The sequence below is a fragment of the Acidovorax sp. SUPP950 genome (genome assembly GCF_030158935.1).
Taxonomy (GTDB): domain Bacteria; phylum Pseudomonadota; class Gammaproteobacteria; order Burkholderiales; family Burkholderiaceae_C; genus Paracidovorax.
This window is the reverse complement of sequence record NZ_BQXE01000001.1, coordinates 545,521-569,108: the sequence shown is the minus strand read 5'-3', so window position 1 is coordinate 569,108 and position 23,588 is coordinate 545,521. Positions and strand designations below refer to the sequence as shown.

Below are 23,588 nucleotides of genomic sequence, written 5' to 3'. Positions count from 1 at the left end.
CGATGGCGCTGCACTGGACCTGGGCCCGCTTCGACGACATGGGCGTGCACGCGCTGCACGATGCGCTGGCGCTGCGCTGCCGCGTGTTCATCCTGGAGCAGGGCCCCTACCAAGACCCCGACGAGGCCGACAAGACCGCCTGGCACCTGCTGGGCCGCGGCGGCGCGGGCGACCTGCAGGCCTACCTGCGGCTGTCCGACCCGGGCGTGCACTACGTGGAGCCCTCCATCGGCCGCGTGGTGGTCGCGCCCGAGGCGCGGGGCACCGGCATGGGCTGGGCCCTGGTGCGCGAGGGCCTGGCGCGCTCGCAGGCCACCTGGCCGGACCGTGCGGTGCGCATCAGCGCGCAGGCGCATCTGCAGCGCTTCTACGGCGAGATGGGCTTCGTGGCCGTCTCGGCGGAGTACCTCGAAGACAACATCCCCCACATCGAAATGCTGTGGAGCCCCGCCTGACGGCCCGGCGGCCCGCACGCAGCAGCCACCACTGGCCAGGAGATCGTTCATGTCCGCGCTGATCCTTCACCACTACCCCTCGTCGCCATTCTCCGAAAAGATCCGCGCGGTGCTGGGCTTCAAGCAACTGGCCTGGAAGTCGGTCATCGTGCCCAGCGTCGCGCCCAAGCCCGACGTGCTCGCGCTCACGGGCGGCTACCGCCGCACGCCCTTCCTGCAGGTGGGGGCCGACATCTACTGCGACACCGCGCTGATCTGCGACGTGCTGGAGCATGCCCAGCCCGAGCCGGTGCTGTATCCGCCGCACCTCAAGGGCGTCTCGCGCGTGTTCGCGCAATGGGCCGACACCACGCTGTTCTGGGTCGCCATGGCCTACAACCTGCAGCCGCGCGGCGCGGCCGTGCTGTTCGCCAACCTGCCGCCCGCGGCCGCCCAGGCCTTCGGCGAGGACCGCAAGGCCATGAGCGCCGGCATGAACCGCCTGCGCCCGCACGATGCCACGGCGGCCTACCGTTCGTACCTGCGCCGCATCGCGCACATGGCCGAGGAGCACGAGTTCCTGTTCGGCGCCGAGCCGTGCGTGGCCGACTTCGCCGCCTACCACCCGCTGTGGTTCACGCGCACCTGCGTGCCGGTGATGGCCGAGATCTTCGCCGCCACGCCCGCGGTCACCGAGTGGATGGACCGCATCGCCGCCCTGGGCCACGGCCGCATGGAAAAATTCAACGCGCAGGACGCGATCGCCGTGGCCGCGGCGGCCGAGCCCCTGCCGCTGCCGCCGGAGCCGTTCCAGGACGAGCACGGCATTCCCCTGGGCAGCGCCGTCACCATCGCCGCCGAGACCTTCGGCACCGAGCCGACCGAGGGCACGCTCGTGGCGGCCACGCGCACGCGCTACACGCTGGCCCGCACCGACGCGCGGGCGGGCGCGCTGCACGTGCATTTCCCCCGCATCGGCTACGTACTCAAGAAAACGGAGACATCGGCATGATCGAATCGTTCCAGGGCAAGACGGCGGTACTGACCGGCGCGGCATCGGGCTTCGGCCTCGAATGCGCGCGCATCGGCGCGCAGCGGGGCATGAACCTCGTGCTGGTGGACGTGCAGCAGGACGCGCTCGATGCCGCCACGGCCGAGCTGCAGGCCGCGGGCGCCGCCGTGCTGGCCCGGCGCGTGGACGTGGCCGACGCCGCGCAGATGGCGCAGTTGGCCGCCGACGTGCAGCAGCGCTTCGGCGCGCCGCACCTCGTGTTCAACAACGCGGGCGTGGGCGCGGGCGGGCTGATCTGGGAAAGCAGCGTGCAGGACTGGGACTGGGTGATGGGCGTGAACCTGATGGGCGTGGTGCACGGCGTGCGCCTGTTCACCCCCATGATGCTGGCCGCCGCGGCGCAGCACCCGCAGTGGCGGGGCCACATCGTCAACACGGCCAGCATGGCCGGCCTGCTCAACGCCCCCAACATGGGCATCTACAACGTGAGCAAGCACGCGGTGGTGAGCCTGTCCGAAACGCTGTACCAGGACCTGGCCCTCGTCACCGACCAGATCGGCGCCAGCGTGCTGTGCCCTTACTTCGTGCCCACGGGCATCACCCGCAGCGAACGCAACCGCCCGGACGTGGCGACCGCGGCGCAGCCCACCAGGAGCCAGCTGATCGGCCAGGCCATGACCGACAAGGCCGTCAGCAGCGGCAAGGTGACGGCGGCCGAGGTGGCCCAGCGCGTGTTCGACGCGGTGGGTGCCGGGCAGTTCTACATCTTCAGCCACCCGCAGGCGCTGGGCAACGTGCAAAGCCGCATGGAGAACATCGTGCGGATGGAGAACCCGCCCGATCCGTTCCTGGCCCGGCCGGACATCGGCCAGCGGCTGCGCGAGCAGCTGCGCGGATGAGCCGCCGCGGGCCTGCCGGCACGGGTGGCTCGGCAGGCGAGGGTGGCGCTGGCGGCACAGGCGCTTTGGATGAAAAAGGCCGCCAGCGCAGATTCCACTAGGGCATTCTGCTATTAATTAAGTAGCAATCGTGCTCAGCGTGGTGCCAGGCGGATCGCACCGTCCAGGCGGATCACCTCGCCGTTGAGCATGTCGTTCTCGAAGATGTGCTGCACCAGGCGCGCATAGTCTTCGGGCGTGCCCAGGCGGCTCGGGAAGGGCACGCCCGCGGCCAGCGCGTCCTGCACTTCCTGCGGCATGCCGAAGAGCATGGGCGTGCCGAAGATGCCGGGGGCGATGGTCATGTTGCGGATGCCGTTGCGCGCCAAGTCGCGCGCGATCGGCAGCGTCATGCCCACGATGCCGCCCTTCGATGCGGCATAGGCGGCCTGGCCGATCTGCCCGTCATAGGCCGCCACGCTGGCGGTGGAGATGAGCACGCCGCGCTCGCCGGTGGCCTCCGCCTCGTTCCTGGCCATGGCCTCGGCAGCCAGGCGGATCATGTTGAAGCTGCCGATCAGGTTCACGGTGACCGCCTTGGCGAACAGGGGCAGGGCGTGCGCGCCGTTCTTGCCCACGGTCTTCTCGGCCGGGGCGATGCCCGCGCAGTTGACCAGGCCCATCAGCTTGCCCAGGGACACGGCCTTCGCCACCACGGCCTGTCCATCGGCTTCCTGGCTCACGTCGCACTTCACGAAGGCGCCGCCGATGTCGCGGGCGACCGCTTCGCCCCGGTCCGCCTGCAGGTCGGCGATGACGATCTTGCCGCCCTGCGCGGCCAGCCGGCGCGCCGTGCCTTCGCCCAACCCCGACGCGCCGCCGGTGACGATGAATACCTTGCCTTGGATTTCCATGGGGGATGTCTCCTCGATATGACGTTAACGTAAACGTCAATTATGGCCGAAGCCGCGGGCGTGAAAAAGCCCGGCATGCCGGGCTCTTGGTGCGAGGAAAGGACGGTGCGTGGCTTACTGGAAGTTCACGCGGTCCAGCATCTGCTGCACTTTGGTCATGTGCTCGCCCACCGCGCTGATCGGGATGGTCTCGCTCTTGAAGGGCTTGCCGTCCGTCATGGCTTTCAGGGCCGGATTGCCCGTGTCCACGCCCTTGGCGGCGGGCCATTCGTTGTTGCCGTTGGCGAAGTAGTTTTGCGCTTCGGGGCTGGCCAGGTATTCCAGGAACTTGACCGCGTTGGCCTGGTTCTTGGTGTTGCGTGCCACGGCGCCCCCGGCGATGTTCATGTGCGTGCCCCACGATTGCTGGTTGGGGAACACCACCGACACCTTGCCGGCAATGGCTTTGTCCTCGGGCTTGTCCGAACGCAGGATGCGGGCCAGGTAGTAGCTGTTGGTCACGGCGATGTCGCACTCGCCGGACGCCACGGCCTTGATCTGGTCGGTGTCGCCGCCCTTCGGAGGACGCGCCAGGTTGCCGGCCACGCCCTTGAGCCAGGCCTCGGCCTTCTGCTCGCCCATGTGCTCGGTCACGGCGCCGAACAGGCTCAGGTTGTAGGGGTGCGAGCCGGAGCGGATGCAGATCTTGCCCTTGTTCTTCGGGTCGCCCAGCTCTTCATAGGTGTCCACGTCTTCCTTGCTGACCTTGTCCTTGTTGTAGACGATCACGCGGGCGCGGGTGGACAGGCCGAACCAGGCGATGCCGCCGTCGGCCGCGGGCTTGGCGCGCAGGTTGGAGGGGATCGTGTCTTCCAGCACCTTGGAGCGGATGGGCAGGAACAGGCCATCGACCTCGCCGCGGTACAGGCGGGCGGCGTCCACCAGCAGGATCACGTCGGCCGGGGAGGCGGTGCCTTCGGCCTTCAGGCGGGCCATGATGCCGGCGTCGTCGGCGTCCACGCGGTTCACCTTGATGCCGGTGGCCTTGGTGAAGCCGGTGTACAGCGCTTCATCGGTGGCGTAGTGGCGGGCGGAGTACAGGTTGACGACCTGGTCCTGGGCGGAGGCGGCGCCAGCGGCGGCCAAAAGGCAGGCCGCCAAAACGGCTTTCATGGACTTCTGCATGGAGAGGGTCTCTTCTCTGGAGGTTGGAAACCGGGCGATGATAGGTCGAACGAGAATGATTCTTAAACAAGACCTGCTGAACCAGAGGTCTTATCGCCGTGGTCCCGCCCGGCCCGCGGCCACTCCAAGCGCCGCGCGCCCATAAAAAAAGCCCGGTCGCAAGACCGGGCTTGAATTGGATCCCTGAAACCCGGTTTCGAGAGATCCAAGGAGACAACGGGTTTTAGCGCTTGCGCTGCTGCACGGCGGCGGCCGACTTGGCGGCGGCGTTGGCAGCGGTGTTGGCCACGGCGTTGAAGTTGGCTTCAGCGACATCGCTGGCTTGCTTCACGGCCTTTTGAACGGATTCGAAGGCGTTGTTGGCGGCAGAGACGGCGCTCTTGAACACGGCCACGCTGGTTTCCGAACCGGCGGGCGCATTCTTGGCGGCGCTGTCCACCAGGTTGCTGAAGTTGCGCTGCACTTCGGACGCCTGGGCTTCGAACGTGCGGCCGAATTCGGCGCTGGTGCTCGAGGCGATGTCGTACAGGTGGCGGTTGTAGGCAGCGGTCTTTTCTGCCAGGGGCTGGAACAGGCTGGCTTGCAGGGACAGCAGTTCTTGCGCATCCTTGGCGCTCAGCACGGCTTGCGTGTGCGTGGCGACTTCGGCCAGGGCAGCGCGGGAGGCGGTGACGTTCAGTTCCACCAGCTTTTCCACGCCTTCGAATGCCTTGTTGGTCAGGCCGAACAGGGTTTCGAGGTGGGCCTTGTGGGATGCAATGAGTTGTTCCGGGGTCAGCGACATGGTGTATCTCCTATTGATGAGTCCTCGAGGGACGGATGGTTGAGACATCTGCGCTGTCGTGACCTGGAAGTCATGTTGCAGTGCAGCATGGGACGGATTCTAGGCGGTTGAGTTCAGGAATCAAGCGATTTTGCTGCGTTGCAACATGATTAGAGTGCATAACCAAAAATGCCGGTCACCTGAGGCACATCAAAGGAGGCGCCTCCACTGGCAGAATTTGCCGCCATGAATGCCCCCACCGTTTCCATGCCGCCCCGCCGCCTGCCGGAGCCGCGCTCCGCATATTCCGTGTTCCGCACGATTACCACCCGCTGGGCGGATAACGACGCATATGGCCATGTCAATAATGTCGTGTATTACAGCTGGTTCGATACGGCGGTGAATGCCTATCTGATTGAGCGTGGTGCCCTGGATATCCATGCGGGCGAGACGATCGGCCTGGTGGTCGAAACCCAGTGCCATTATTTCGCGCCCCTTGCTTTTCCCCAGACGGTGGAGGCTGGCATCCGCGTGGCGCACGTGGGCCGCTCCAGCGTGCGCTACGAAGTCGGGCTGTTCGCCGAGGGCGCGCCCGAGTCGGCGGCGGGCGGGCACTTCGTGCACGTGTATGTCGGCCGCGAGGACCGCCGGCCCCGCGCCTTGCCGCAGGCGCTGCTGGACGCCCTCGCACCCCTGCGCATCGCGGTCGGCCCCTGACCCGGCCCCTTCCATGAAAAAGCACCGGAACGCTCACGCGGCCGGTGCTTTTGGGATGGGGGCGCGGCAGGCGGCAGCCCTTCGGCCGGGCCGCCTGGCGCGTCAATGCACGGTCAGGGCTTGTAGGTATCGCCCAGCACCACGCCTTCGCGGCGGGGATCGGCGCCGCCTTGCAGCACGCTCTCGCCGTTGCGCTGCACGCGGATGATGGTGCTCGTGCCGCTCGACTGGGCCGAGGTGGACACCGTGTGGCCCAGTGCGCGCAGGCCCGTGATCAGCGGGTCGTTGTTGCCGCCGTTGCTGCTGTTGATGGCCGGGTGTTCGCCGCCCAGCGAGGTCGTGGGGCTGTTGCTCGCGCCGAAGTCCACCAGCGAGGTGGCCTGCTGCGCATCCAGGCCCCAGTCGAGCGCGCCGACGACCGTCTTCACCACGTACTGGATGATGGTGCCGCCGCCGGGCGAGCCCGTGCCCATCAGGAAGTCGCCCATGCTGCCGTCCGCGGCCTTCTTGAACACCAGCGTGGGTGCCATCGAGCTGCGGGGCCGCTTGCCGGCTTCGACGCGGTTCGCCACCACGGCGCCGGTGCTGTCGGTCGGCGTGGCCGAGAAGTCGGTCAGCTGGTTGTTCAGCAAGAAGCCCTGCGTCATGTGGAACGAACCCATGCCGGCTTCCACCGTCGTGGTCATTACCACGGCATTGCCCTGCTTGTCCACGATGGTGAAGTGCGTCGTGCCCTTCTCGTCGATCAGGCTCACGCCGGCAGGCTTGTTGCTCAGGTCGCCGGCCACGGCCGTGCCCATGCTCTTGGTCATGCTGATCAGGCCCGCACGGTTGCGCAGGTAGGTCTTGTCCAGCATGGCCGCGGGCGAGCCGCCGGGCAGCGACACGAAGTCGGTGTCGGCGATGTACTTGTCGCGGTCGGCATAGGCCAGGCGCTCGGCCTCGCTCACCAGGTGCACGCCCATCACCGAAGGCTTGCCGCCTTCGATGTCGATGGCCGTGGGCTTGTAGTTGGCGAGGTTGAAGTTCTCCAGGATGCCGAGCGCCGACGCCACGGCGATGCCGCCGGAGGACGGTGGCGACATGCCGCACACCCAGTAGTCGCGGTAGGTCGTGCAGACCGGGTCGCGGCGCTTGGCGCGGTAGTTGGCCAGGTCGCTCATCTCGGTCAGGCCGGGGGTGATCGCCACTGTGGGCGTGCCGCCGCTGGTGACCTTGATCTTGTTCACGATGCCTTGCGCCACGGGGCCGGTGTAGAACGCATCGGCGCCGCCGCTGGCGATGGTGTTCAGCGTGGTGGCGTAGGCGGGGTTCTTGATCAGCGTGCCCAGGCCCTTGGGCGTGCCATCGGCATTGAAGAAGTAGGCGACAGCCTCGGGATCGCGCGAGAGGCCGGTGGTGGCGCCGGCGATGGCGCTGGCCATGCGACCGCTGATCTGAAAGCCGTCCGAGGCCAGCTTGACCGCGGGCTGTAACAGCTCGCTCCACTTGAGCTTGCCGTGGTCCTGGTAGGCCATCTCCAGCATGCGCACGGCGCCGGGCGTGCCGATGGAGCGGCCGCTGGCGCGCGCGCCGCCGGGCTGCGGCAGGGTGCGGTCGCTGTCGCTGACCCAGCGCAGGTAGTTTTCCGTCGCGGCCGCGGGGGCGGTTTCGCGGCCGTCATAGGCCTGCACTTTCTTCTGCGCCGCATCGTAGTGCAGCATGAACGCGCCGCCGCCGAGGCCCGACGATTGCGGTTCGACCAGGCCCAGCACCATCTGCACCGCCACGGCCGCATCGACCGCGGAGCCGCCCTGGCGCAGCACTTCGCAGCCCGCGCGGGAGGCCAGCGGATTGGCCGTGCTCACCATGTACTGCTTGGCATAGACCGCGGTCTTGCCGACCTTGTAGCCAGAGGCGGGTTCGGGCGCTGCGGGATCGCCGGGCAGGCCGGAGCCGACCGTGACCGAGCCGCCATCGCTGACGACCGCGCAGGCCGAATCCTGTCCGGGTGCCGAAGCGCTGCCACTGCCACCCCCGCCACCGCCGCAGCCGGCAAGGACCAGCAGGGCGGCCGTCAGCGTGGCGGTGTAGCGCCAGACAGGGCGCGTGGTGGAGGGTGTGATGGGCGGGCGGGAATGGCGCATTGGAAAAATACCTTTGTTCTTGAAGGAGGAAGTGCCGTCGTCTCTGCGGCGCATCGAGCATACGCGCTGCGCGGGCCCGTTCGGACCCGCTCCATTCCGCCGTGCGACATGTGCGAGATGCGATCGGTGGCGAAGCGGATGGAGCGGTGGCGCGTGCGCGCGTTGCGGGATGCATGCAGTGCGGCGGCCGAAGTGCGGTGCAAGATCCGGACCAGTGCGGTGCCCGGCAATGGGGCGCCCTTGATGACACAATGCCATGCGACGGTGCGCCGCTGCCGTTCACTGCAGATGCCCAGCCGGCCCGCCGCGGCCGCTTCCACCCATGATCATCACCAGCCTGCTCGACACCGATCTCTACAAGTTCACCATGATGCAGGTGGTGCTGCACCAGTTTCCCGGCGCACAGGTGGAGTACCGCTTTCGCTGCCGCAATCCCGGCGTGCAGCTGGTGCCTTTCGTCAACGAGATCCGCGAGGAGATCCGCTCGCTGTGCAGCCTGCATTTCCAGGATGCCGAGCTGGCCTACCTGCGGTCCATGCGCTTCATCAAGAGCGATTTCGTGGATTTCCTCGGGCTCTTCCGGCTCAACGAAAAGTACATCACCGTGAGCCCGCTGGCCTCGGGCGAGATCGACATCACCATCACCGGGCCATGGCTGCACACCATCCTGTTCGAGGTGCCGGTGCTCGCCATCGTGAACGAGGTGTACTTTCGCAATACGCAGAAGGTGCCCGATTTTCCCGAAGGCCGCCGCCGGCTCGACGCCAAGATCGCCCTGCTGCAGGCCGATGGCCTGGGTGACCTCAAGATCGCCGACTACGGCACACGTCGCCGCTTCAGCCGCGCATGGCACGAAGAGGTGCTGCGCGTGCTGTGCGCTCGCCTGGGTACGGGGGAGCGCCGCACGACGGGCGCGCCTTCGGGGCCGGGCCAGTTCGCCGGCACGAGCAACGTGCTGTATGCCATGAAGCTCGGCGTGACGCCGCTGGGCACCATGGCGCACGAGTACCTGCAGGCCTGCCAGGCGCTGGGCCCGCGCCTGCGCGACAGCCAGATCTTCGGCTTCGAGATGTGGGCCAAGGAGTACCGCGGCGACCTGGGCATCGCGCTGTCGGACGTGTATGGCATGAGCGCCTTCCTGCGCGACTTCGACCTGTATTTCTGCAAGCTCTTCGACGGCGCGCGCCACGACAGCGGCGACCCGTTCGCCTGGGGCGAGCGCCTGCTCGACCACTACCGCCGCAACCGGGTCGACCCGCTGACCAAGACGCTGATCTTCAGCGACGCTCTCACCGTGCCGCGCACCATCGAGCTGTACCAGCAGTTCCGCGGGCGCTGCCAATTGGCCTTCGGCATCGGCACCAACCTTACCAACGACCTGGGCTGCGAGCCGCTGCAGGTCGTGATCAAGATGACGCGCTGCAACGGCCAGCCGGTGGCCAAGCTGTCCGACACCCCGGGCAAAGGCATGTGCGACGACGAGAAGTACCTGGCCTACCTGCGCCAGGTGTTCGAGATCCCGGCGCCGCAGTGAACGCATCGACCCGCATGCAGCGCACCGGTCCGCCGGCGCGCGCTTCGATGGCCACCCCCAGCCCCGTTCCCACCCTGGAGGCTTCCAACGCCATGTCCCTGTCTTTACCGATGTCCCGCGGCCTGCGTGGCTTGTTGCTGATCGCCACGGGCCTGCTGCCGGGCCTGGCGCGGGCCGCCGAGATCGACGGGAGCGCGCTGTCGGTGCTGTGGGGCGTGCCCTTCGCGGGCCTGTTGCTGTCGATCGCGCTGGTGCCGCTGTTCGCCCCCGCGTTCTGGCACCACCATTTCGGCAAGATCGCTGCCGCGTGGGCGCTGGCGTTCCTGCTGCCGTTCGCGGCAGTCTTCGGGGCCGGTGCGGCGGGTGTGAACCTGGTGCATGCGCTGCTGGCCGAGTACCTGCCTTTCGTCATCCTGCTGGCGGCGCTGTTCACCGTGGCGGGGGGCATCCACATCCGCGGCAACCTGCATGGCGGCCCCGGGCTGAACACGGCCATCCTGGCCATCGGCGCGGTGCTGGCAAGCTTCATGGGGACGACGGGCGCATCGATGCTGCTGATCCGGCCGCTGGTGCGCGCCAACGACCACCGCAAGCACGTGGCGCACATCGTCGTGTTCTTCATCTTCATCGTCTCCAACGCCGGGGGCTCGCTCACGCCGCTGGGGGACCCGCCGCTGTTCCTGGGCTTTTTGAAGGGCGTGGATTTCTTCTGGACGGTCGGGCACATCCACCAGGAGACGCTGTTCCTCGTGGGTTCGCTGCTGGCGATCTTCTACGCGATCGACCGCTGGTTCCATGGCCGGCCGGGCGAGGCGGCACGGCCGGACCCCACGCCCGACACGCGCTCGATCGGCTTCGACGGCCAGGTCAATTTCTGGCTGCTGGGCGCGGTCATCGCCCTGGTGCTGCTCAGCGGGTTCTGGAAGTCGCCGGTGGTGTGGAGCATCGCCGGCACGCCCGTGGGCCTGCCCGGGCTGGTGCGTGACGTGGGGCTGCTGGCGGTGGTGGGCGCCTCGCTGTGGCTCACGCCGCGCCAGGTGCACGCGGACAACCAGTTCGGCTGGGCTCCCATGCAGGAAGTGGCCAAGCTGTTCGCGGGCATCTTTCTCACCATCATCCCGGTCATCGCGATGCTCAAGGCGGGCACGCAGGGGCCGTTCGGCGCCATCGTCGGCGCGGTGACCCGGCCTGACGGCACCCCCGATCCGGCCATGTACTTCTGGGCCACCGGCCTGCTGAGCGCGTTCCTGGACAATGCGCCGACCTACCTCGTGTTCTTCAACACCGCTGGCGGCGACCCGGCCGTGCTCATGACCACGCTCGCCCCCACGCTGGCCGCGATCTCGGCCGGCGCCGTGTTCATGGGCGCGGGCACCTACATCGGCAATGCGCCCAACCTCATGGTCAAGGCCATTGCCGAAGAGCGCGGCGTGAAGATGCCCAGCTTCTTCGGCTACATGCTCTGGTCGTGCGGCATCCTGCTGCCGCTGCTCGTCGCCATGACATTCCTCTGGTTTCGCTGAAAGGTCCTGATCCATGTCCAAGCCCCGCATCCTGGTCGCCCGCGCCATCTTTCCCGAGGTGGTGGAGCGGCTCTCGCAGCATTTCGAGGTCGAGGCCAATCCCGCCGACGCGGTCTGGTCGCCGGCCGAACTGGCCGAGCGCCTGCAGGACAAGGACGGCGCCCTGACCACCGGCAGCCAGCGCATCGACGCCGAGTTGCTGGCGCGCTGCCCGCGGCTGCGCATCGTGGCCAACATGGCGGTGGGCTACAACAACTTCGACGTGAACGCGCTCACCGCGTCGGGCGTGCAGGGCACCAACACGCCCGACGTGCTGACCGAGACCACGGCGGACTTCGGCTTCGCGCTGCTCATGGCCACCGCGCGCCGCATGACCGAGAGCGAACACTATCTGCGGGCCGGCCAGTGGACGAAATGGAGCTACGACATGTTCGCCGGCTCCGACGTGCACGGCAGCACGCTCGGCATCCTGGGCATGGGCCGCATCGGGCAGGGCATCGCCCGGCGCGGCGCGCACGGCTTCGGCATGCAGGTGATCTACCACAACCGCTCCCGCCTCTCGCCCGCGCTGGAGGGCGAATGCGGCGCGCGCTACGTCTCCAAGGATGAGTTGCTGCGCACGGCCGACCACCTCGTGCTGGTGCTGCCCTACACGGCCGAGTCGCACCACGCCATCGGCGCCGCCGAGCTGGCGCAGATGAAGCCGACCGCCACCCTGGTCAACATCGCGCGCGGCGGCATCGTGGACGACGCGGCGCTCGCGGCGGCGCTGCGCGACAAGCGCATCGCAGCGGCCGGGCTGGACGTGTTCGAGGGCGAGCCGCAGGTGCACCCGGACCTGCTCACCGTGCCCAACGTGGTGCTGACCCCGCACATCGCCAGCGCCACCGTGCCCACGCGGCTGGCGATGGCCAACCTGGCGGCGGACAACCTGATCGCGTTCTTCGACGGCCGGGGCGCGCTGACGCCCGTCAACACGCCGGCCGAACGGCCGGTGTGACGGATGCCGCCACGGCGCGGCCGCGCCGCGCCGAGGTTTCAAGCCGAATTGGCCACATGCCGGCGATTTCCATGCCGGTGTAGCTATCAAATCAATAGCAAAAGGAGTGTCGGGTTTTGGAAATGTTCGCTGTCCTGGGTTTGCTGGTGCTGGTCGTCCTGATGCTGGGGGTTCTGCTGCTGCGCAGCCAGCGCGCCGAACTGCCCCCCGAGTGGCTGATGCGCCTGCAGCGCCTGGAGGCCACGGCCCAGGCCACGCAGCTGGCGGTGGCCAAGAACGATGGCGCGCTGGAGGGCATGGCCCAGCAGCTGCGCGGCTTCACGCAGACCATGCAGGGCACGCTGGAGAGCGTGCGCCAGGCCGTGGACGAGCGGCTGGCCCAGGCGGTGCACGAGTCGCGCAGCGGCCGGGCGGAGCTGCTCGCGGCCTTCACCGCCTTCGAAGGCAAGCTGGAGCAGCGCCTGGCGCTGGGCCAGACCGATGCCGTCGCGGCGCGGCAGGAACTGGTGCAGGCGCTGGGCGCTTTCCGTGCCGAACTCACGCAGACCGGCGAGGCCCTGCGCGGCGTGCTCAATGAGCGCCTGTCCGCCATCCAGGCCGACAACGCCGCCAAGCTGGAGGAGATGCGCCGCACCGTGGACGAGAAGCTGCACGCCACGCTGGAGCAGCGCCTGGGCGAATCCTTCAAGCTGGTGAGCGACCGGCTGGAGCAGGTGCACAAGGGCCTGGGCGAGATGCAGACGCTGGCCGGCAGCGTGGGCGACCTCAAGCGCGTGATGACCAACGTGAAGACGCGCGGCACCTGGGGCGAGATGCAGTTGGGCGCCATCATCGAGAACGTGCTCACCGTGGACCAGTTCGCGCGCAACGTGAAGGTCATGCCCGGCAGCGACGACCTGGTGGAGTTCGCCATCCGCCTGCCGGGCCGGGGCGACGAGCAGCCCGTGTGGCTGCCCATCGACTCCAAGTACCCGGTGGAGCAGTACCAGCGCCTGCTGGACGCGCAGGACCTGGCCGACAAGGCGGCGGTGCTGTCCGCGGGCAACGCCTTCGAGACTTCCATCAAGGCCGAGGCGCGCAAGATCTTCGCCAAGTACGTGTCGCCGCCGCACACCACCGACTTCGCCGTGATGTACCTGCCCACCGAGGGCCTGTTCGCCGAGGTGATCCGCCGGCCCGGGCTGGTGGAGGCGCTGCAGAACGACTGCCGCGTGATGATCACCGGGCCCGCCAATCTGGCGGCCATGCTCAGCAGCCTGCAGATGGGCTTCAAGACGCTGGCGATCGAAAAGCGCTCTTCCGAGGTGTGGGGCCTGCTCGGTGCGGTGAAGATGGAGTTCTCCAAGTTCGGCGACGTGGTCGAGGCCACGCGCAAATCCATCGACGCGGCGGCCCGGCGGTTCGACGAGGTGGGCGTGCGCACGCGCGCCATCCAGCGCCAGCTGCGCGAGGTGCAGGCCCTGCCGGCCCCGGGGGCGGCGGGGGCGGGTGCCACGGATGGCGGCCTGCCGCCCACCACCGAAGACGAGGCCGTTTGACATGAACACCGCACTGGCCCGCCTGATCGCCGGACAGATTTGCATCCACGCCTGCATGGCCGGCATGCGGCTGGCCGCGCCGCTGCTGGCCCTGCGCGAGGGCTACAGCGCGGCGGCGGTCGGCATCCTGCTCGCGCTGTTCGCGCTCACGCAGGTGTTCCTGGCGCTGCCGGCGGGCCGCTATGCCGACCGCCACGGCCTCAAGCGCCCGGTCGGCTATGCCGTGGTCGTGGCGGTGGTCGGGGCGGCCGGGGCGCTGGTGTGGCCGGTGTTTCCCATGCTGTGCCTGGCCGCGCTCATGACGGGCGGCGCCACGGGTGCCGCCACCATTGCCCTGCAGCGCCATGTGGGGCGCGCGGCGCACGACTCCACGCAGCTGCGCCAGGTGTTCAGCTGGCTGGCCATCGGCCCGGCCGTGTCCAACTTCGTCGGGCCGTTCTGTGCCGGCATGCTCATCGACCATGCCGGTCCCACGGCCGGCAGCACCGAGGGCTACCGCGCCGCCTTCGCGCTGATGGCTGTGCTGCCCATCGCCACCTGGTTCTGGGTGAGGGCCACGGTGGAACTGCCGCCCGTGATCGCGGCGGCCGGCGGCGTGCGCCCCCGGGCCTGGGACCTGCTGACCGAGCCCGGCTTTCGCCGCCTGCTCATCGTGAACTGGCTGCTGTCGTCGTGCTGGGACGTGCACACCTTCGTGGTGCCGCTCCTGGGCCACGAGCGCGGCCTGTCGGCGTCGGTGATCGGCACCATCCTGGGTGCGTTCGCCATTGCGGCGGCCGTGATTCGCGTGCTGATGCCCCTGGTGGCGGCGCACCTGCGTGAGGCGGTCGTGGTGACCTGGGCGATGGTCACCACGGCGGTGCTGTTCGCGGTGTACCCCTTGCTGCCCAACCCGTGGGCACTGGGCCTGTGTTCGGTGCTGCTGGGCTTCGCGCTGGGATCGGTGCAGCCGATGATCATGAGCATGCTGCACCAGATCACGCCATCGCATCGCCACGGCGAGGCGCTCGGCCTGCGGCTGATGGCCATCAATGGTTCGAGCGTGCTGATGCCTGTGCTGTTCGGATCGGCAGGGGCGCTGATCGGCGTGGCGGGGCTTTTCTGGGTCGTGGGTGCGGTGGTGGGCGGCGGCTCCCGGCTGGCCGCGCGCCTGGGAGACGGTGACGCGCATTCCGCCGTGCCGCATTGAGGCCGTGGCCGATCCGGCCGCTCCCTTGCCGGCTTCAGTTCGGTCTGGCACCCCGGGAATTGGGGCGCTGAGACAGCACCGGCGAATCGGCAGTCACCAGGGCGTGGAGGTTGCGCACCAATTGCGCCGGGACTTCGTTTGCTGCCAGCGCAGCCGCATGGACGGTCTCGGATGCGGATCCCTGTCTCAGGTCCATGAGGTGATCGACCACCTGGGGCACATGGCGCCCCACCTCTTGTGACAGGTCCTCCGGGTCGTCGGGATCGGGCTCGCCCATGACGAGAATCATACCGAGGGCAGCGACGGCCAGTTCCTGGGAAATTTGGGGCTCACGTCCCTCTGCCATGGCGGCTTGCGCCAAGGCCTGGAAGGCCTCTGCCATGTCCCGAAGGGCCCCGGGTGCCGCCTGGATGCCCTCCGCTATGTCCCGAAGGGCCCCGGGTGCCGCCTGGATGCCGTCCGCGACCGCCTGGGCGGCGCCAGGAAGCATCGCGAAGAAAGCGCGTGTTGCCATCAACGTGTATCCCGCGAAAGCGATCGCCGACCCTCTCACGGTTTCCAGGTCATTGGCGCGCTGGTGGTTGATCAAGGCGTAACTGCTGCCACCCGCCAGCATGGCGATTCCGGTGGTCCGGACAGGGTCTGCCAGAAAGGCAGCACCGGCTGCCGCGCCGATGCGTGCACCGGCATGTGCGACGACCGTGCCGCCATCGACCGCCGCCTGCGCTGTCTGCCGCAAGGCCTGCAGTCCCGTGCGAACGCGTGCCGGTTGCGGCGCATGCTGCGCGGCGGCAGGTGCATCTGCGCGCTGCTGCAGGCCTTCCGGTGCCTGGTGGCGCGCACTGGAGCGCCGACGCACATCGGACGGCTCTGCCTGCGTGTGTTGCGATGCGCTGGACGCGGCCTGGGCCGAGGGATTGGGAGCGTCGATGCGGGGCATGGTGGTTTGAGGAAAAGCCAAAATGCCCATTGTTCGCGCTGCGCCGGAATGCCGCCGGCGCCATGCGATGCTCCGGCCCATGGTGCGAAACAACGGGTGAACGCACCCGGTTGCAGCGCGGTCAGGCCGGATTCAAAGCTTGTAGAACGCCTTGATGATGTTCCAGGCTTCCTGCGGGTCGTCCGTGTAGTGGAACAGGTTCAGGTCGGCGGCGGAGATGGTGCCTTGCTCCACCAGCGCATCGAAGTTGACCAGCTTCTTCCAGAAGTCGGTGCCGAACAGCACGATGGGCACCGGCTTGGCCTTGCCGGTCTGCACGAGGGTGAGCACTTCGAACAATTCGTCCAGCGTGCCGAAGCCGCCGGGGAATGCCACCAGGGCCTTGGCGCGCATCATGAAGTGCATCTTGCGCAGCGCGAAGTAGTGGAACTTGTAGCTCAGCGAGGGGGAGATGAAGCGGTTGCCGCTTTGCTCGTGGGGCAGCGCGATGTTCAGGCCCACGTTGAGCGCGCCGACGTCGTGCGCGCCGCGGTTGGCGGCTTCCATGATGCCGGGGCCGCCGCCGGTGCACACGTAGATGCGGTCCGCCGGCTGCTGCTGTTCGCTGTGCTCGGCGACCACGCGTGCGAACTGCCGCGCCAGGTCGTAGTAGCGGGCGTTGCGCACGGCGAGCCTGGCGCGCGCGATGCGGCTGTCGTCGCCGCTGGCCTCGGCATCGGCCAGTTGTTGCTCGGCTTCGTCGGGGGCGATGAAGCGCGCGCTGCCGTACACCACCACGGTGTTCTCGATGCCCTGCGCGGTCTGGCCCAGGTCGGGCTTGAGCATTTCGAGCTGGAAGCGGATGCCGCGCGTTTCACGCCGCAGCAGGAATTCGGGGTCTGCGAACGCCAGCCGGTAGGCATCGGCGTGCAGCGGGTTGCCGTTCACGGCGTGGTTGTTCAATTCGGCCCAGGCATTGGCCAGGCGGCTGTCGTTGAGTTCGGTATTGGAATCCATGGGGTGAGATTGTGCGGGCAAAAAAGAAGGGCCCGTTGCCGGGCCGTCGGTCAGCGGGCCGCCCACCACAGGGCCGTGCGCATGCCGGCCCAGGTGAGGGTGAAGGAGCCGCCCACGTGCAAAAGCAGCGTGGCCAGCGCGATGCCATAGCGCTGCTGCATCAGCATGGTCACGACTTCGCCAGAGAAGCTGGAGAAGGTGGTCAGGGTGCCGAGAAAGCCGGTGATGATGAGCAGCCGCCAGGCCGGGTCGATGTCCGGCCGCTGGGTGAACACGGCGATGGCGATGCCGATCAGGTAGCCGCCGATGAGGTTCACCGCCAGCGTGCCCCAGGGCAGCAGGCCGCCGGGGTTGAGCCACAGGGCGAAGCCCCAGCGCAGCAGGGCGCCCAGGCAGGCGGCCAGGCAGATGACGGCGACGTTGAGCAGCATGCCGCAAAGTATCGCAAAAACCCGGGGCCTCGCCGCCGAGGCGCTCATCTTCCTCCCGTGGAGTGGCGGCGGCCAGCGGCACAGGACGGCGGCGCCTAGCCGCCGTCCTTGCCCATCACCAGGTCCGGCAGCACGGTGACGATCTGCGGGAACACGGTGATGATCGCGATGCACACCACCAGGCACAGGAAGAACGGAATGGCCGCGCGTGCGATCGTGTTGCTGTCCTTGCCGGTCATGTTCTGCAGCACGAAGAGGTTGAAGCCCACGGGTGGCGTGACCTCGGCGATCTCCACCAGCAGCACGATGAAGATGCCGAACCAGATCAGGTCGAAGCCGGCCTTCTGGATCATGGGCAGCACCACCGCGCTGGTGAGCACGATCATGCTGATGCCGTCCAGCGCCGTGCCCAGCACGAGGTAGACGATCGTCAGCACGCCAATCAGCGCGAAGGGCGAGAGGTTCATCGCATTGACCCACTCGGCCAGCTCGCGCGGAATGCCGGTGAAGGCCATGGTCTTGGTCAGGAAGGCCGCGCCGGCCAGGATGAACATGATCATGCAACTGGTGCGCGTGGTGCTCATCAGCCCCTCGGTGAAGTTCTTCCACGTGAGCGAGCGGCTCCACAGCGCCAGCCCCAGCGAGCCGGCCACGCCGTAGGCGGCGCACTCGGTGGCGGTGGCGTAGCCGGCCACCAGCACCCACACGATGAAGACGATCAGGACCGCCACCGGAATCAGGTTGCCGGACTGCCGGATCTTCTGGCGGAAGGTCGTCGGTGCATCGGCCGGCGGCACCTTGTCGGGGTTGCGCAGGCTCCACCAGCCGATGTAGCCCGAAAACAGCAGCATCAGCAGCAGGCCCGGCAGGAAGCCGGCCAGGAAGATGCGGATGATGGAGGCATCTGCCGCCACCGCATACACCACCATGGTGATGGATGGCGGAATGAGAATGCCCAGCGTGCCTGCCGTGGCAAGCGAGCCCAACGCCAGGCGCTCGTCGTAGCCGCGCTTGAGCAGCTCGGGCAGGGCCACCTTGCTGATGGTGGCGCAGGTGGCGGCGGACGAGCCCGACACCGATCCGAAGATGCCGCACCCCAGGATGGTGGTGTGCATCAGCCGGCCCGGCACCCGGTTGAGCCAGGGCCGCAGGCCCTCGAACATCTCTTCGCTCAGCTTGGTGCGAAAGAGGATCTCGCCCATCCAGATGAAGAGCGGCAGCGCCGCCAGCTCCCAGCTGGCATTGCTTTCCCAGAAGGCCGAGAACAAATTCTTGCCCGGCTGCGTGTTCGTGAAGAACGCCTGTCCGACCCAGCCGCAGATCGCCAGCGTCATCGCGATCCAGACGCCGCCCGAGAGCAGCACGATCATCAGCAGCAGCAAGATGCCGCCCACCATCAGAATGTCCATGGGATTCTTCTTTCGGGCCCGGCCGGGCCGCAGCGAGGGTTCAGGTCGGGTGGAGGGTCAGATGTCGGAAGAGAAATCGCCGCGCGCATGCCGGTCCTCGACTTCGCGCACGAAGGTGGGCACGCCGCCGCGCAGGACGATGATGAATTCATCGACCACCGCGACGAACAGCAGCACCGAACCCAGTGCGAAGCTCATCTGGGGAATCCACATCGGCAGCGGCAGCAGGCCCTGGGCCACATCGTTGAATTCCCAGCTTTCGTAAGTGAAGAGGCACGCCGACCAGGCCAGGTAAGCCACTGCCACCGAGCCGATGGCCAGCGAGACGATCTCGAACTGCCGGCGCCGGGGCGGCGAGAGCTTTTCCAGCAGCAGCGTGACCCGCACGAAGTCGCCGTGCTTGAAGGCATGCGCCATGGCGAAGAACGCCGCGGCGGCGCAGAACCACGCCACCACGTCGTTCAGCGCCCCGGTGCGCACCCCGACCTCGCGCAGCACGCTCTGCGCGATCATCAGCACGCAGATCAGGGCCACGAAGGTGGCGCCCAGGGCGCCCGCGCCCAGGTACAGGCGGTCCAGGAAGCGGCGCATCACTTGGCTGCCATGGGAGCCGGCTTGCGGTAGGCGGCGATGATGGCCTCGCCATCGGGGCCGGCCTTCTTGAGCCAGTCGGCCAGCATGATGTCACCGACCTGGCGCAGGTCGGCCACCAGCTTGGGCGGGGGCGGGAGGATCTTCATGCCCTTGTCGGTCAGGGCCTTCTTGTACCACTCGTTCTTTTCCGCGCTGACCTTCCAGCCGCGGGCCTCGGCCGCTGCGGCGCTCTTGAGCAGTTCGTACTGCGTGGGCTTGTCGAGCGCGTCGAAGGCCTTCTTGCTCACGATGACCGCGTTCTTGGGCAGCCAGGCCTGGGTGTCGTAGAAGTACTTGATGCTCTCGTAGAGCTTGCTGTCGTAGCCGGTGGAACCGGAGGTCATCATCGATTCGACCGCGCCAGTGGCCGTGGCCTGCGACAGCTCAGCCGCCTGGATGGTGACGGGCTGCGCGCCGATCAGCTCGGCGATCTTGGCCGTGGCGGGGCTGTAGGCGCGCCATTTGATGCCCCGCAGATTGGCCACCGAGGTGATTTCCCGCTTGGAGTAGATGCCCTGCGGAGGCCAGGCCACGGTGTACAGCAGCCGCAGGCCCTGCGCATTGAGCAGTTTTTCGAGCACAGGCTTTTGCGCTTCGTACAGCCGCTTGGAATCGGCGTACGAGGTGGCCAGGAACGGAATGCCGTCCACGCCGAAGATGGGGTTCTCGTTCTCGAAGTTGGGCAGCAGGATCTCGCCGGCCGGCGCCTGCCCGCCCTGCACCGCGCGCTTGATTTCGTTGGCCTTGAACAGCGATGCATTGGCATGCACCGTGATCTTGAGCTTGCCGCCCGTGGCGGTGTCCACGTCCTTGGCAAACTCCATCAGGTTCTCGGTGTGGAAGTTGGTGGCGGGATAGGCGGCGGCCAGGTCCCATTTGGTCTGCGCGAACGCGGTGGGGGCACACAGTCCGCAACCCAGGGCGCCGGCAAGGGCCCATGCGGACAGAGGGAGAGCGCTACGCTTCATCGATGAACTCCACAGTGGTAGTGAGACAGGGAAACGAAAGACCGCATTCAATGTAACCGCGTGTTTGCGGCAACACCCTCAGGTGTTTACCTGAACAAAGCGCATGGCAAAGGCCCGGACCGGGCCCATCGCCAGTGCGGTTCGGTATGCACAGACCGTGCCAGAGAAGGGGGCTGCCAACCCCCCCTGTTTTCATGCCGCCGGGCGCTTGCGGCAAGCGATGCGATGGCCTTCAGCGCCGGGCGTGCACCACGTCACGCACCGCCGAAGGGAACAAGGCCCGATCCCCCCATTCACCCAAGCGCAATCAGCCGCGCTCGGAAAGAATGGCCTGCCAAGCGTCAACCGCAGCCAGCACGGCGGCCTTCTGCACGCCGTGCGCGAAGCGGAAGGCATCGCTCGACACCGTCTCGTCCGGGAACTCGGTGATGAGCGTGACCGGCGCACCGCGCGGGTTCTCGGACTGCGTGCAGGCCGTGCCATGGATCACCTCGAACGGCAACGCCCCCGCATGGTGCTCATACAGCGCCATCTGGCGGGCGTTGTACTCGGGCAGGCCGGGAACGGCCTGCAGCGCCGCGGCCACCTGCTCCAGCAGCGCACGGCCTTCGGCCTGCCAGCCCGGGTGGTGGCGCAGGATCAGAAAGAACCCCTTGGGCACCGTCCACAGGCCGAAGCCACGCGGCACATAGCCGGACAGCGGCCGGGTCCACTCGTGCGCGGGGTAGCCGTGCAGGTTGATGTGCAATTGCGCGCCGGAAAGGGCCAGGGCCTGTTCGCGGGCTTCGCGCTCGTAGAGCGGCGCCGTCTCGCGGTATTCGATGTCGTCGCCCAGCGCGCTGTAGCGCGCGGCATGCTGCATGTGGTGGGCGTGGTGCGCGCCCAGTTCGCGGTGCAGCGCATAGCCGTCGGGGTTCTCCAGCGCGATGAGGGCGAAGTGCGCGCCGGGCCGCGCATGCAGCGCCTCGGCCGCGCGCAGGGCCCCCACGACGCCGGAGGTTTCGTTGGCGTGCTGGCCGCCGCTCAGCAGGATCGGGGCCTCGGTGCCGGTGCGGTACAGGCCCAGCACCTCGCGCCCCTGGCGGCTGCGCGCGGAAAAGCGCTGGCCGCCCAGCCGCGCCATCGCTTGTGCGATGCGCTCGGGCGGCGGAGCCTGGCCCATGTCGTCCAGGGCCTGTCCGGCCGTGGTGTCCGCCCAGGCGCCCGCGTCCTGTGCGGCCACGTCGAAGGCGCGCAGCGCGATGCGCAGGCGTGGCGGGCCGTCGTGTTGGCGGATGTCGGGCACGATCTGCCCGGGCTGCAGCCGGCGGTCGCCCGCAGGGCGGCCGGAGTGCTGCTGAAAGAACTCGAGCAGCGAAAAATACAGGTCTTCGTGCAGGGCCTCGTGCAGGCTCATGCATTCGTGCGGCGTGGACAGCGGCTGCTCGAAGCCCGGCAGGTCGACGCGGATGTCCAGCCGTTCGAAATAGGGCTCCTGCGCGGGCCAGGCATGCTCCCGCAGCGTGCGCATGGCGTGCGCGAAGAGGTCTTCGAAATCGGTGGATTCGGCCGCATCCTGGTTGCTGTCCGGCGCACCGGACGCGTCCACGCGCAGCCAGCCCGTGGGCGACAGCAGCGGGTCCGGGCTGGTGGGGTCTTCGTGCACCCGGTTGGGTGCGAAGACCCGATCGACCGTTTCGCGGCCATCGCGAAAGCGCAGCGCCACGCCGTAGTGCAGGTCGTCGCCCCCGGGTTCGAACCGCAGGTCGCACCCGGCCAGCAGGTCGGCCAGCGGATACGCCTCCAGCAGAAAACGCCCGGGCGAGCCGGTGGCCGGCACCGGGTAGCGCACCGTGGCGGTGGCCAGCTGGGCGGTATCGACCTCTTCCAGAAAGTAGTGCACCAGGGGCTTGTAGGCACTGCGAAACCGCGCCACCACGCCCACCGCCGCAAGGCGCTGCTCGGCCGCGCGCCGCGCGGCCACGCCCTCGAACAGCCAGCCTTCGATGCGGGCGCCGCGAAACGCGGGTTGGCCGAAACGCTCCACCCAGGCGGACAGGGTGCGGGGAAAGGTCTGGTCCAGCAAGGGACGGTGGGGGACGAAAGAGGCCATGCGATTCGGTACCTGCGGCGCCCCGGTGACGGGGCTAAAGGAAAGGAGCGCCCATTGTCATCGGGGCGATGCCGCCGCGGTGTACAGGCCGGACGCCGCACGGGGCGGATGCACGACGATGTTGCTGTACCCGCGGTAGGTGCCGTTCTTGAGCTCGTCCGTCACCCAGACGATCCATTCGGGCGGGTGGCCCCTGCCGTGGTCGATGGTGCCCACGACCTCCAGGCGGAAGAACTGCTCCGGGGTTTCCACCTGGACGGCGCTGCCTTCGGATTGGGGCGTGCCGGGCAGCAGCGTCTGGAGCGTGTGCTTCTTGCCATCGGCGCGATTGCGCAGCGACGAGGGGAACGACCGCAGGTCCAGTTTTTCATACAGGGTTTTGCCCTGCTTGCCGGAGGCGGCGGCCTTCTGCGCGACGAAGGGCTTGCCCGCGATCACGCGGATGCTGTCGCACAGCCGGTATTCGCTGCGGATCTCGAAGTTGCGGGTCGACTCGACCGGCTGGCTCTTCGACAGCAGGTCCGAATATTCGAGGCAGTTCTTGGCCGAAGCGCCGTTGTCGAACGCGAGCGGCGTGCGCTCTGCCGTGAGCGAGGCCTTGAGGTTCTGCAGCGCCGAGAGCAGTTCCGGGTTGGTGACATGCACCACACCGACCGCGTGGTCGGCGCCAGGGTTGGCAGGTGCAGCATGCAGGGCGGCGCAAGCCATCGCGGCGCTGGCCAGGGCGATCCATCGTTTCATTTGACTTTCTCCAGCAGGGCGGCTTCCTTGCCGCGGCGGGTGGGATACACATCCCCGAAGTTCTTGAGCAGCTTGACCGCTTCGGTCCAGTCCTGTTCGGTGACGGCCTTCCAGAACTTCGGCGTGGCGGCATCCAGGTTGACGCCGTACTGGAACGACACCGACGCGATGACGGTCTGCGCTTCCGCCGGCAGGTCGATGAAGTTCTTCTTGGCGGCCGTGGCCGAATCGTATTTGAGCTTCACGCTCGCGATGTGGCTGGCCTTGGTGGCCTTGTCGATGGATTCGGCCTCGGCGGCAGTGATCGTCAGCGGGGTCTTTTCGATCAGCGTCTTGGCGTCGGTGCCCTTGGTGCCGAGGTAGGGTTTGAGCTTGATGACCAGGCCGCTGGCCAGGCCCAGGTTCTTCAGATCGCTCTCGGAGCGCTGGCCCAGGTCGAACCCGGTCGCGATGGTCACGCCGCTCTTGCTCACGTTGGCCGCCGGCACGTAGCCGGTGGTCAGCGAGCCGCCCTCCAGGGCGCTCAGGAAGGCATAGTCGATTTGTTCTGGCATGTCTGGTGGATGAAGGGGATCGGTGGCTGCCG

Annotated in this window: 22 protein-coding genes; 9 read left to right on the top strand and 13 right to left on the bottom strand. The window is 67.9% G+C overall.

Annotated elements, in window-relative coordinates:
• Window positions 1-2: 2 nt before the first annotated feature.
• From AVME950_RS02790 to AVME950_RS02780, 3 genes are read left to right on the top strand one after another with little or no spacing between them, the layout of a single operon-like run.
• The gene (locus AVME950_RS02790) at window positions 3-455 is read left to right on the top strand and encodes a GNAT family N-acetyltransferase (RefSeq protein ID WP_284428679.1); all 453 of its coding nucleotides are present in this window, start codon (window positions 3-5) and stop codon (window positions 453-455) included.
• A 49-nt stretch (window positions 456-504) separates the two neighbouring features.
• The gene (locus AVME950_RS02785; RefSeq protein WP_284428678.1) at window positions 505-1,446 is read left to right on the top strand and encodes a glutathione S-transferase family protein; all 942 of its coding nucleotides are present in this window, start codon (window positions 505-507) and stop codon (window positions 1,444-1,446) included.
• A complete protein-coding gene (locus tag AVME950_RS02780) occupies window positions 1,443-2,345 on the top strand; it encodes an SDR family oxidoreductase (protein ID WP_284428677.1) in 903 nt (300 codons plus the stop codon). Before AVME950_RS02785 ends, AVME950_RS02780 begins: the two co-directional genes overlap by 4 nt.
• 134 nt (window positions 2,346-2,479) lie before the next feature.
• On the opposite strand, the gene AVME950_RS02775 is transcribed toward AVME950_RS02780, so the two are convergent.
• From AVME950_RS02775 to AVME950_RS02765, 3 genes are all read right to left on the bottom strand, one after another.
• Window positions 2,480-3,238, bottom strand: coding sequence for a 3-hydroxyacyl-CoA dehydrogenase (locus AVME950_RS02775; protein ID WP_284401082.1), 759 nt, complete (start codon window positions 3,236-3,238; stop codon window positions 2,480-2,482).
• Between the two features lie 114 nt (window positions 3,239-3,352).
• Window positions 3,353-4,402: an extracellular solute-binding protein gene (locus AVME950_RS02770; protein ID WP_284428676.1), complete on the bottom strand. Its 1,050-nt coding sequence runs from the start codon at window positions 4,400-4,402 to the stop codon at window positions 3,353-3,355.
• Window positions 4,403-4,625: 223 nt separating this feature from the next.
• Window positions 4,626-5,186 carry a phasin family protein gene (locus tag AVME950_RS02765; RefSeq protein WP_272568836.1) on the bottom strand — a complete coding sequence of 187 codons (561 nt, stop codon included), beginning with the start codon at window positions 5,184-5,186 and terminating at the stop codon, window positions 4,626-4,628.
• 225 nt (window positions 5,187-5,411) lie between these two features.
• Here AVME950_RS02765 and AVME950_RS02760 point away from each other — a divergent pair, with 225 nt between their 5' ends.
• Window positions 5,412-5,882 carry an acyl-CoA thioesterase gene (locus tag AVME950_RS02760; protein ID WP_284428675.1) on the top strand — a complete coding sequence of 157 codons (471 nt, stop codon included), beginning with the start codon at window positions 5,412-5,414 and terminating at the stop codon, window positions 5,880-5,882.
• Window positions 5,883-5,995: 113 nt separating this feature from the next.
• Here the strand turns inward: AVME950_RS02760 and ggt are convergent, their stop codons facing one another.
• Entirely contained in the window at window positions 5,996-8,008 is a 2,013-nt protein-coding gene (ggt, locus tag AVME950_RS02755) for a gamma-glutamyltransferase (RefSeq protein WP_284428674.1), read from the bottom strand.
• Window positions 8,009-8,330: 322 nt separating this feature from the next.
• Between ggt and pncB the strand changes: the two genes are divergently transcribed.
• From pncB to AVME950_RS02730, 5 genes are all read left to right on the top strand, one after another.
• The gene (pncB, locus tag AVME950_RS02750; protein WP_284428673.1) at window positions 8,331-9,542 is read left to right on the top strand and encodes a nicotinate phosphoribosyltransferase; all 1,212 of its coding nucleotides are present in this window, start codon (window positions 8,331-8,333) and stop codon (window positions 9,540-9,542) included.
• Between the two features lie 110 nt (window positions 9,543-9,652).
• Window positions 9,653-11,065: a sodium:proton antiporter gene (locus tag AVME950_RS02745; protein WP_284429554.1), complete on the top strand. Its 1,413-nt coding sequence runs from the start codon at window positions 9,653-9,655 to the stop codon at window positions 11,063-11,065.
• Window positions 11,066-11,078: 13 nt separating this feature from the next.
• Window positions 11,079-12,065 (top strand): 2-hydroxyacid dehydrogenase, encoded by a 987-nt coding sequence (locus tag AVME950_RS02740; protein ID WP_284428672.1) that lies wholly within the window; start codon window positions 11,079-11,081, stop codon window positions 12,063-12,065.
• Between the two features lie 122 nt (window positions 12,066-12,187).
• The gene (locus AVME950_RS02735) at window positions 12,188-13,603 is read left to right on the top strand and encodes a DNA recombination protein RmuC (RefSeq protein ID WP_502869376.1); all 1,416 of its coding nucleotides are present in this window, start codon (window positions 12,188-12,190) and stop codon (window positions 13,601-13,603) included.
• A 1-nt stretch (window position 13,604) separates the two neighbouring features.
• The gene (locus tag AVME950_RS02730) at window positions 13,605-14,792 is read left to right on the top strand and encodes an MFS transporter (protein ID WP_284428671.1); all 1,188 of its coding nucleotides are present in this window, start codon (window positions 13,605-13,607) and stop codon (window positions 14,790-14,792) included.
• A gap of 34 nt (window positions 14,793-14,826) precedes the next feature.
• On the opposite strand, the gene AVME950_RS02725 is transcribed toward AVME950_RS02730, so the two are convergent.
• From AVME950_RS02725 to AVME950_RS02685, 9 genes are all read right to left on the bottom strand, one after another.
• On the bottom strand, window positions 14,827-15,732 hold the full coding sequence (locus AVME950_RS02725; RefSeq protein WP_284428670.1) for a hypothetical protein: 906 nt from the start codon (window positions 15,730-15,732) through the stop codon (window positions 14,827-14,829).
• 132 nt (window positions 15,733-15,864) lie between these two features.
• Window positions 15,865-16,728 (bottom strand): LOG family protein, encoded by an 864-nt coding sequence (locus tag AVME950_RS02720; protein WP_284428669.1) that lies wholly within the window; start codon window positions 16,726-16,728, stop codon window positions 15,865-15,867.
• Between the two features lie 50 nt (window positions 16,729-16,778).
• Complete coding sequence (gene crcB, locus AVME950_RS02715; protein WP_272547945.1) at window positions 16,779-17,159, bottom strand: fluoride efflux transporter CrcB; 381 nt, start codon at window positions 17,157-17,159, stop codon at window positions 16,779-16,781.
• 95 nt (window positions 17,160-17,254) lie between these two features.
• Window positions 17,255-18,568 (bottom strand): TRAP transporter large permease, encoded by a 1,314-nt coding sequence (locus AVME950_RS02710; protein ID WP_284427132.1) that lies wholly within the window; start codon window positions 18,566-18,568, stop codon window positions 17,255-17,257.
• Between the two features lie 57 nt (window positions 18,569-18,625).
• Window positions 18,626-19,159 carry a TRAP transporter small permease gene (locus tag AVME950_RS02705; protein ID WP_272568849.1) on the bottom strand — a complete coding sequence of 178 codons (534 nt, stop codon included), beginning with the start codon at window positions 19,157-19,159 and terminating at the stop codon, window positions 18,626-18,628.
• Window positions 19,159-20,169: a TRAP transporter substrate-binding protein gene (locus AVME950_RS02700; RefSeq protein ID WP_284428668.1), complete on the bottom strand. Its 1,011-nt coding sequence runs from the start codon at window positions 20,167-20,169 to the stop codon at window positions 19,159-19,161. The genes AVME950_RS02705 and AVME950_RS02700 overlap by 1 nt, the downstream gene beginning before the upstream one ends.
• Before the next feature lie 307 nt (window positions 20,170-20,476).
• Window positions 20,477-22,261, bottom strand: coding sequence for a M14 family metallopeptidase (locus AVME950_RS02695; RefSeq protein ID WP_284428667.1), 1,785 nt, complete (start codon window positions 22,259-22,261; stop codon window positions 20,477-20,479).
• Window positions 22,262-22,318: 57 nt separating this feature from the next.
• Complete coding sequence (locus AVME950_RS02690) at window positions 22,319-23,002, bottom strand: hypothetical protein (RefSeq protein WP_284428666.1); 684 nt, start codon at window positions 23,000-23,002, stop codon at window positions 22,319-22,321.
• A complete protein-coding gene (locus AVME950_RS02685) occupies window positions 22,999-23,556 on the bottom strand; it encodes a pesticin C-terminus-like muramidase (protein WP_284428665.1) in 558 nt (185 codons plus the stop codon). Before AVME950_RS02685 ends, AVME950_RS02690 begins: the two co-directional genes overlap by 4 nt.
• Window positions 23,557-23,588: the final 32 nt, after the last annotated feature.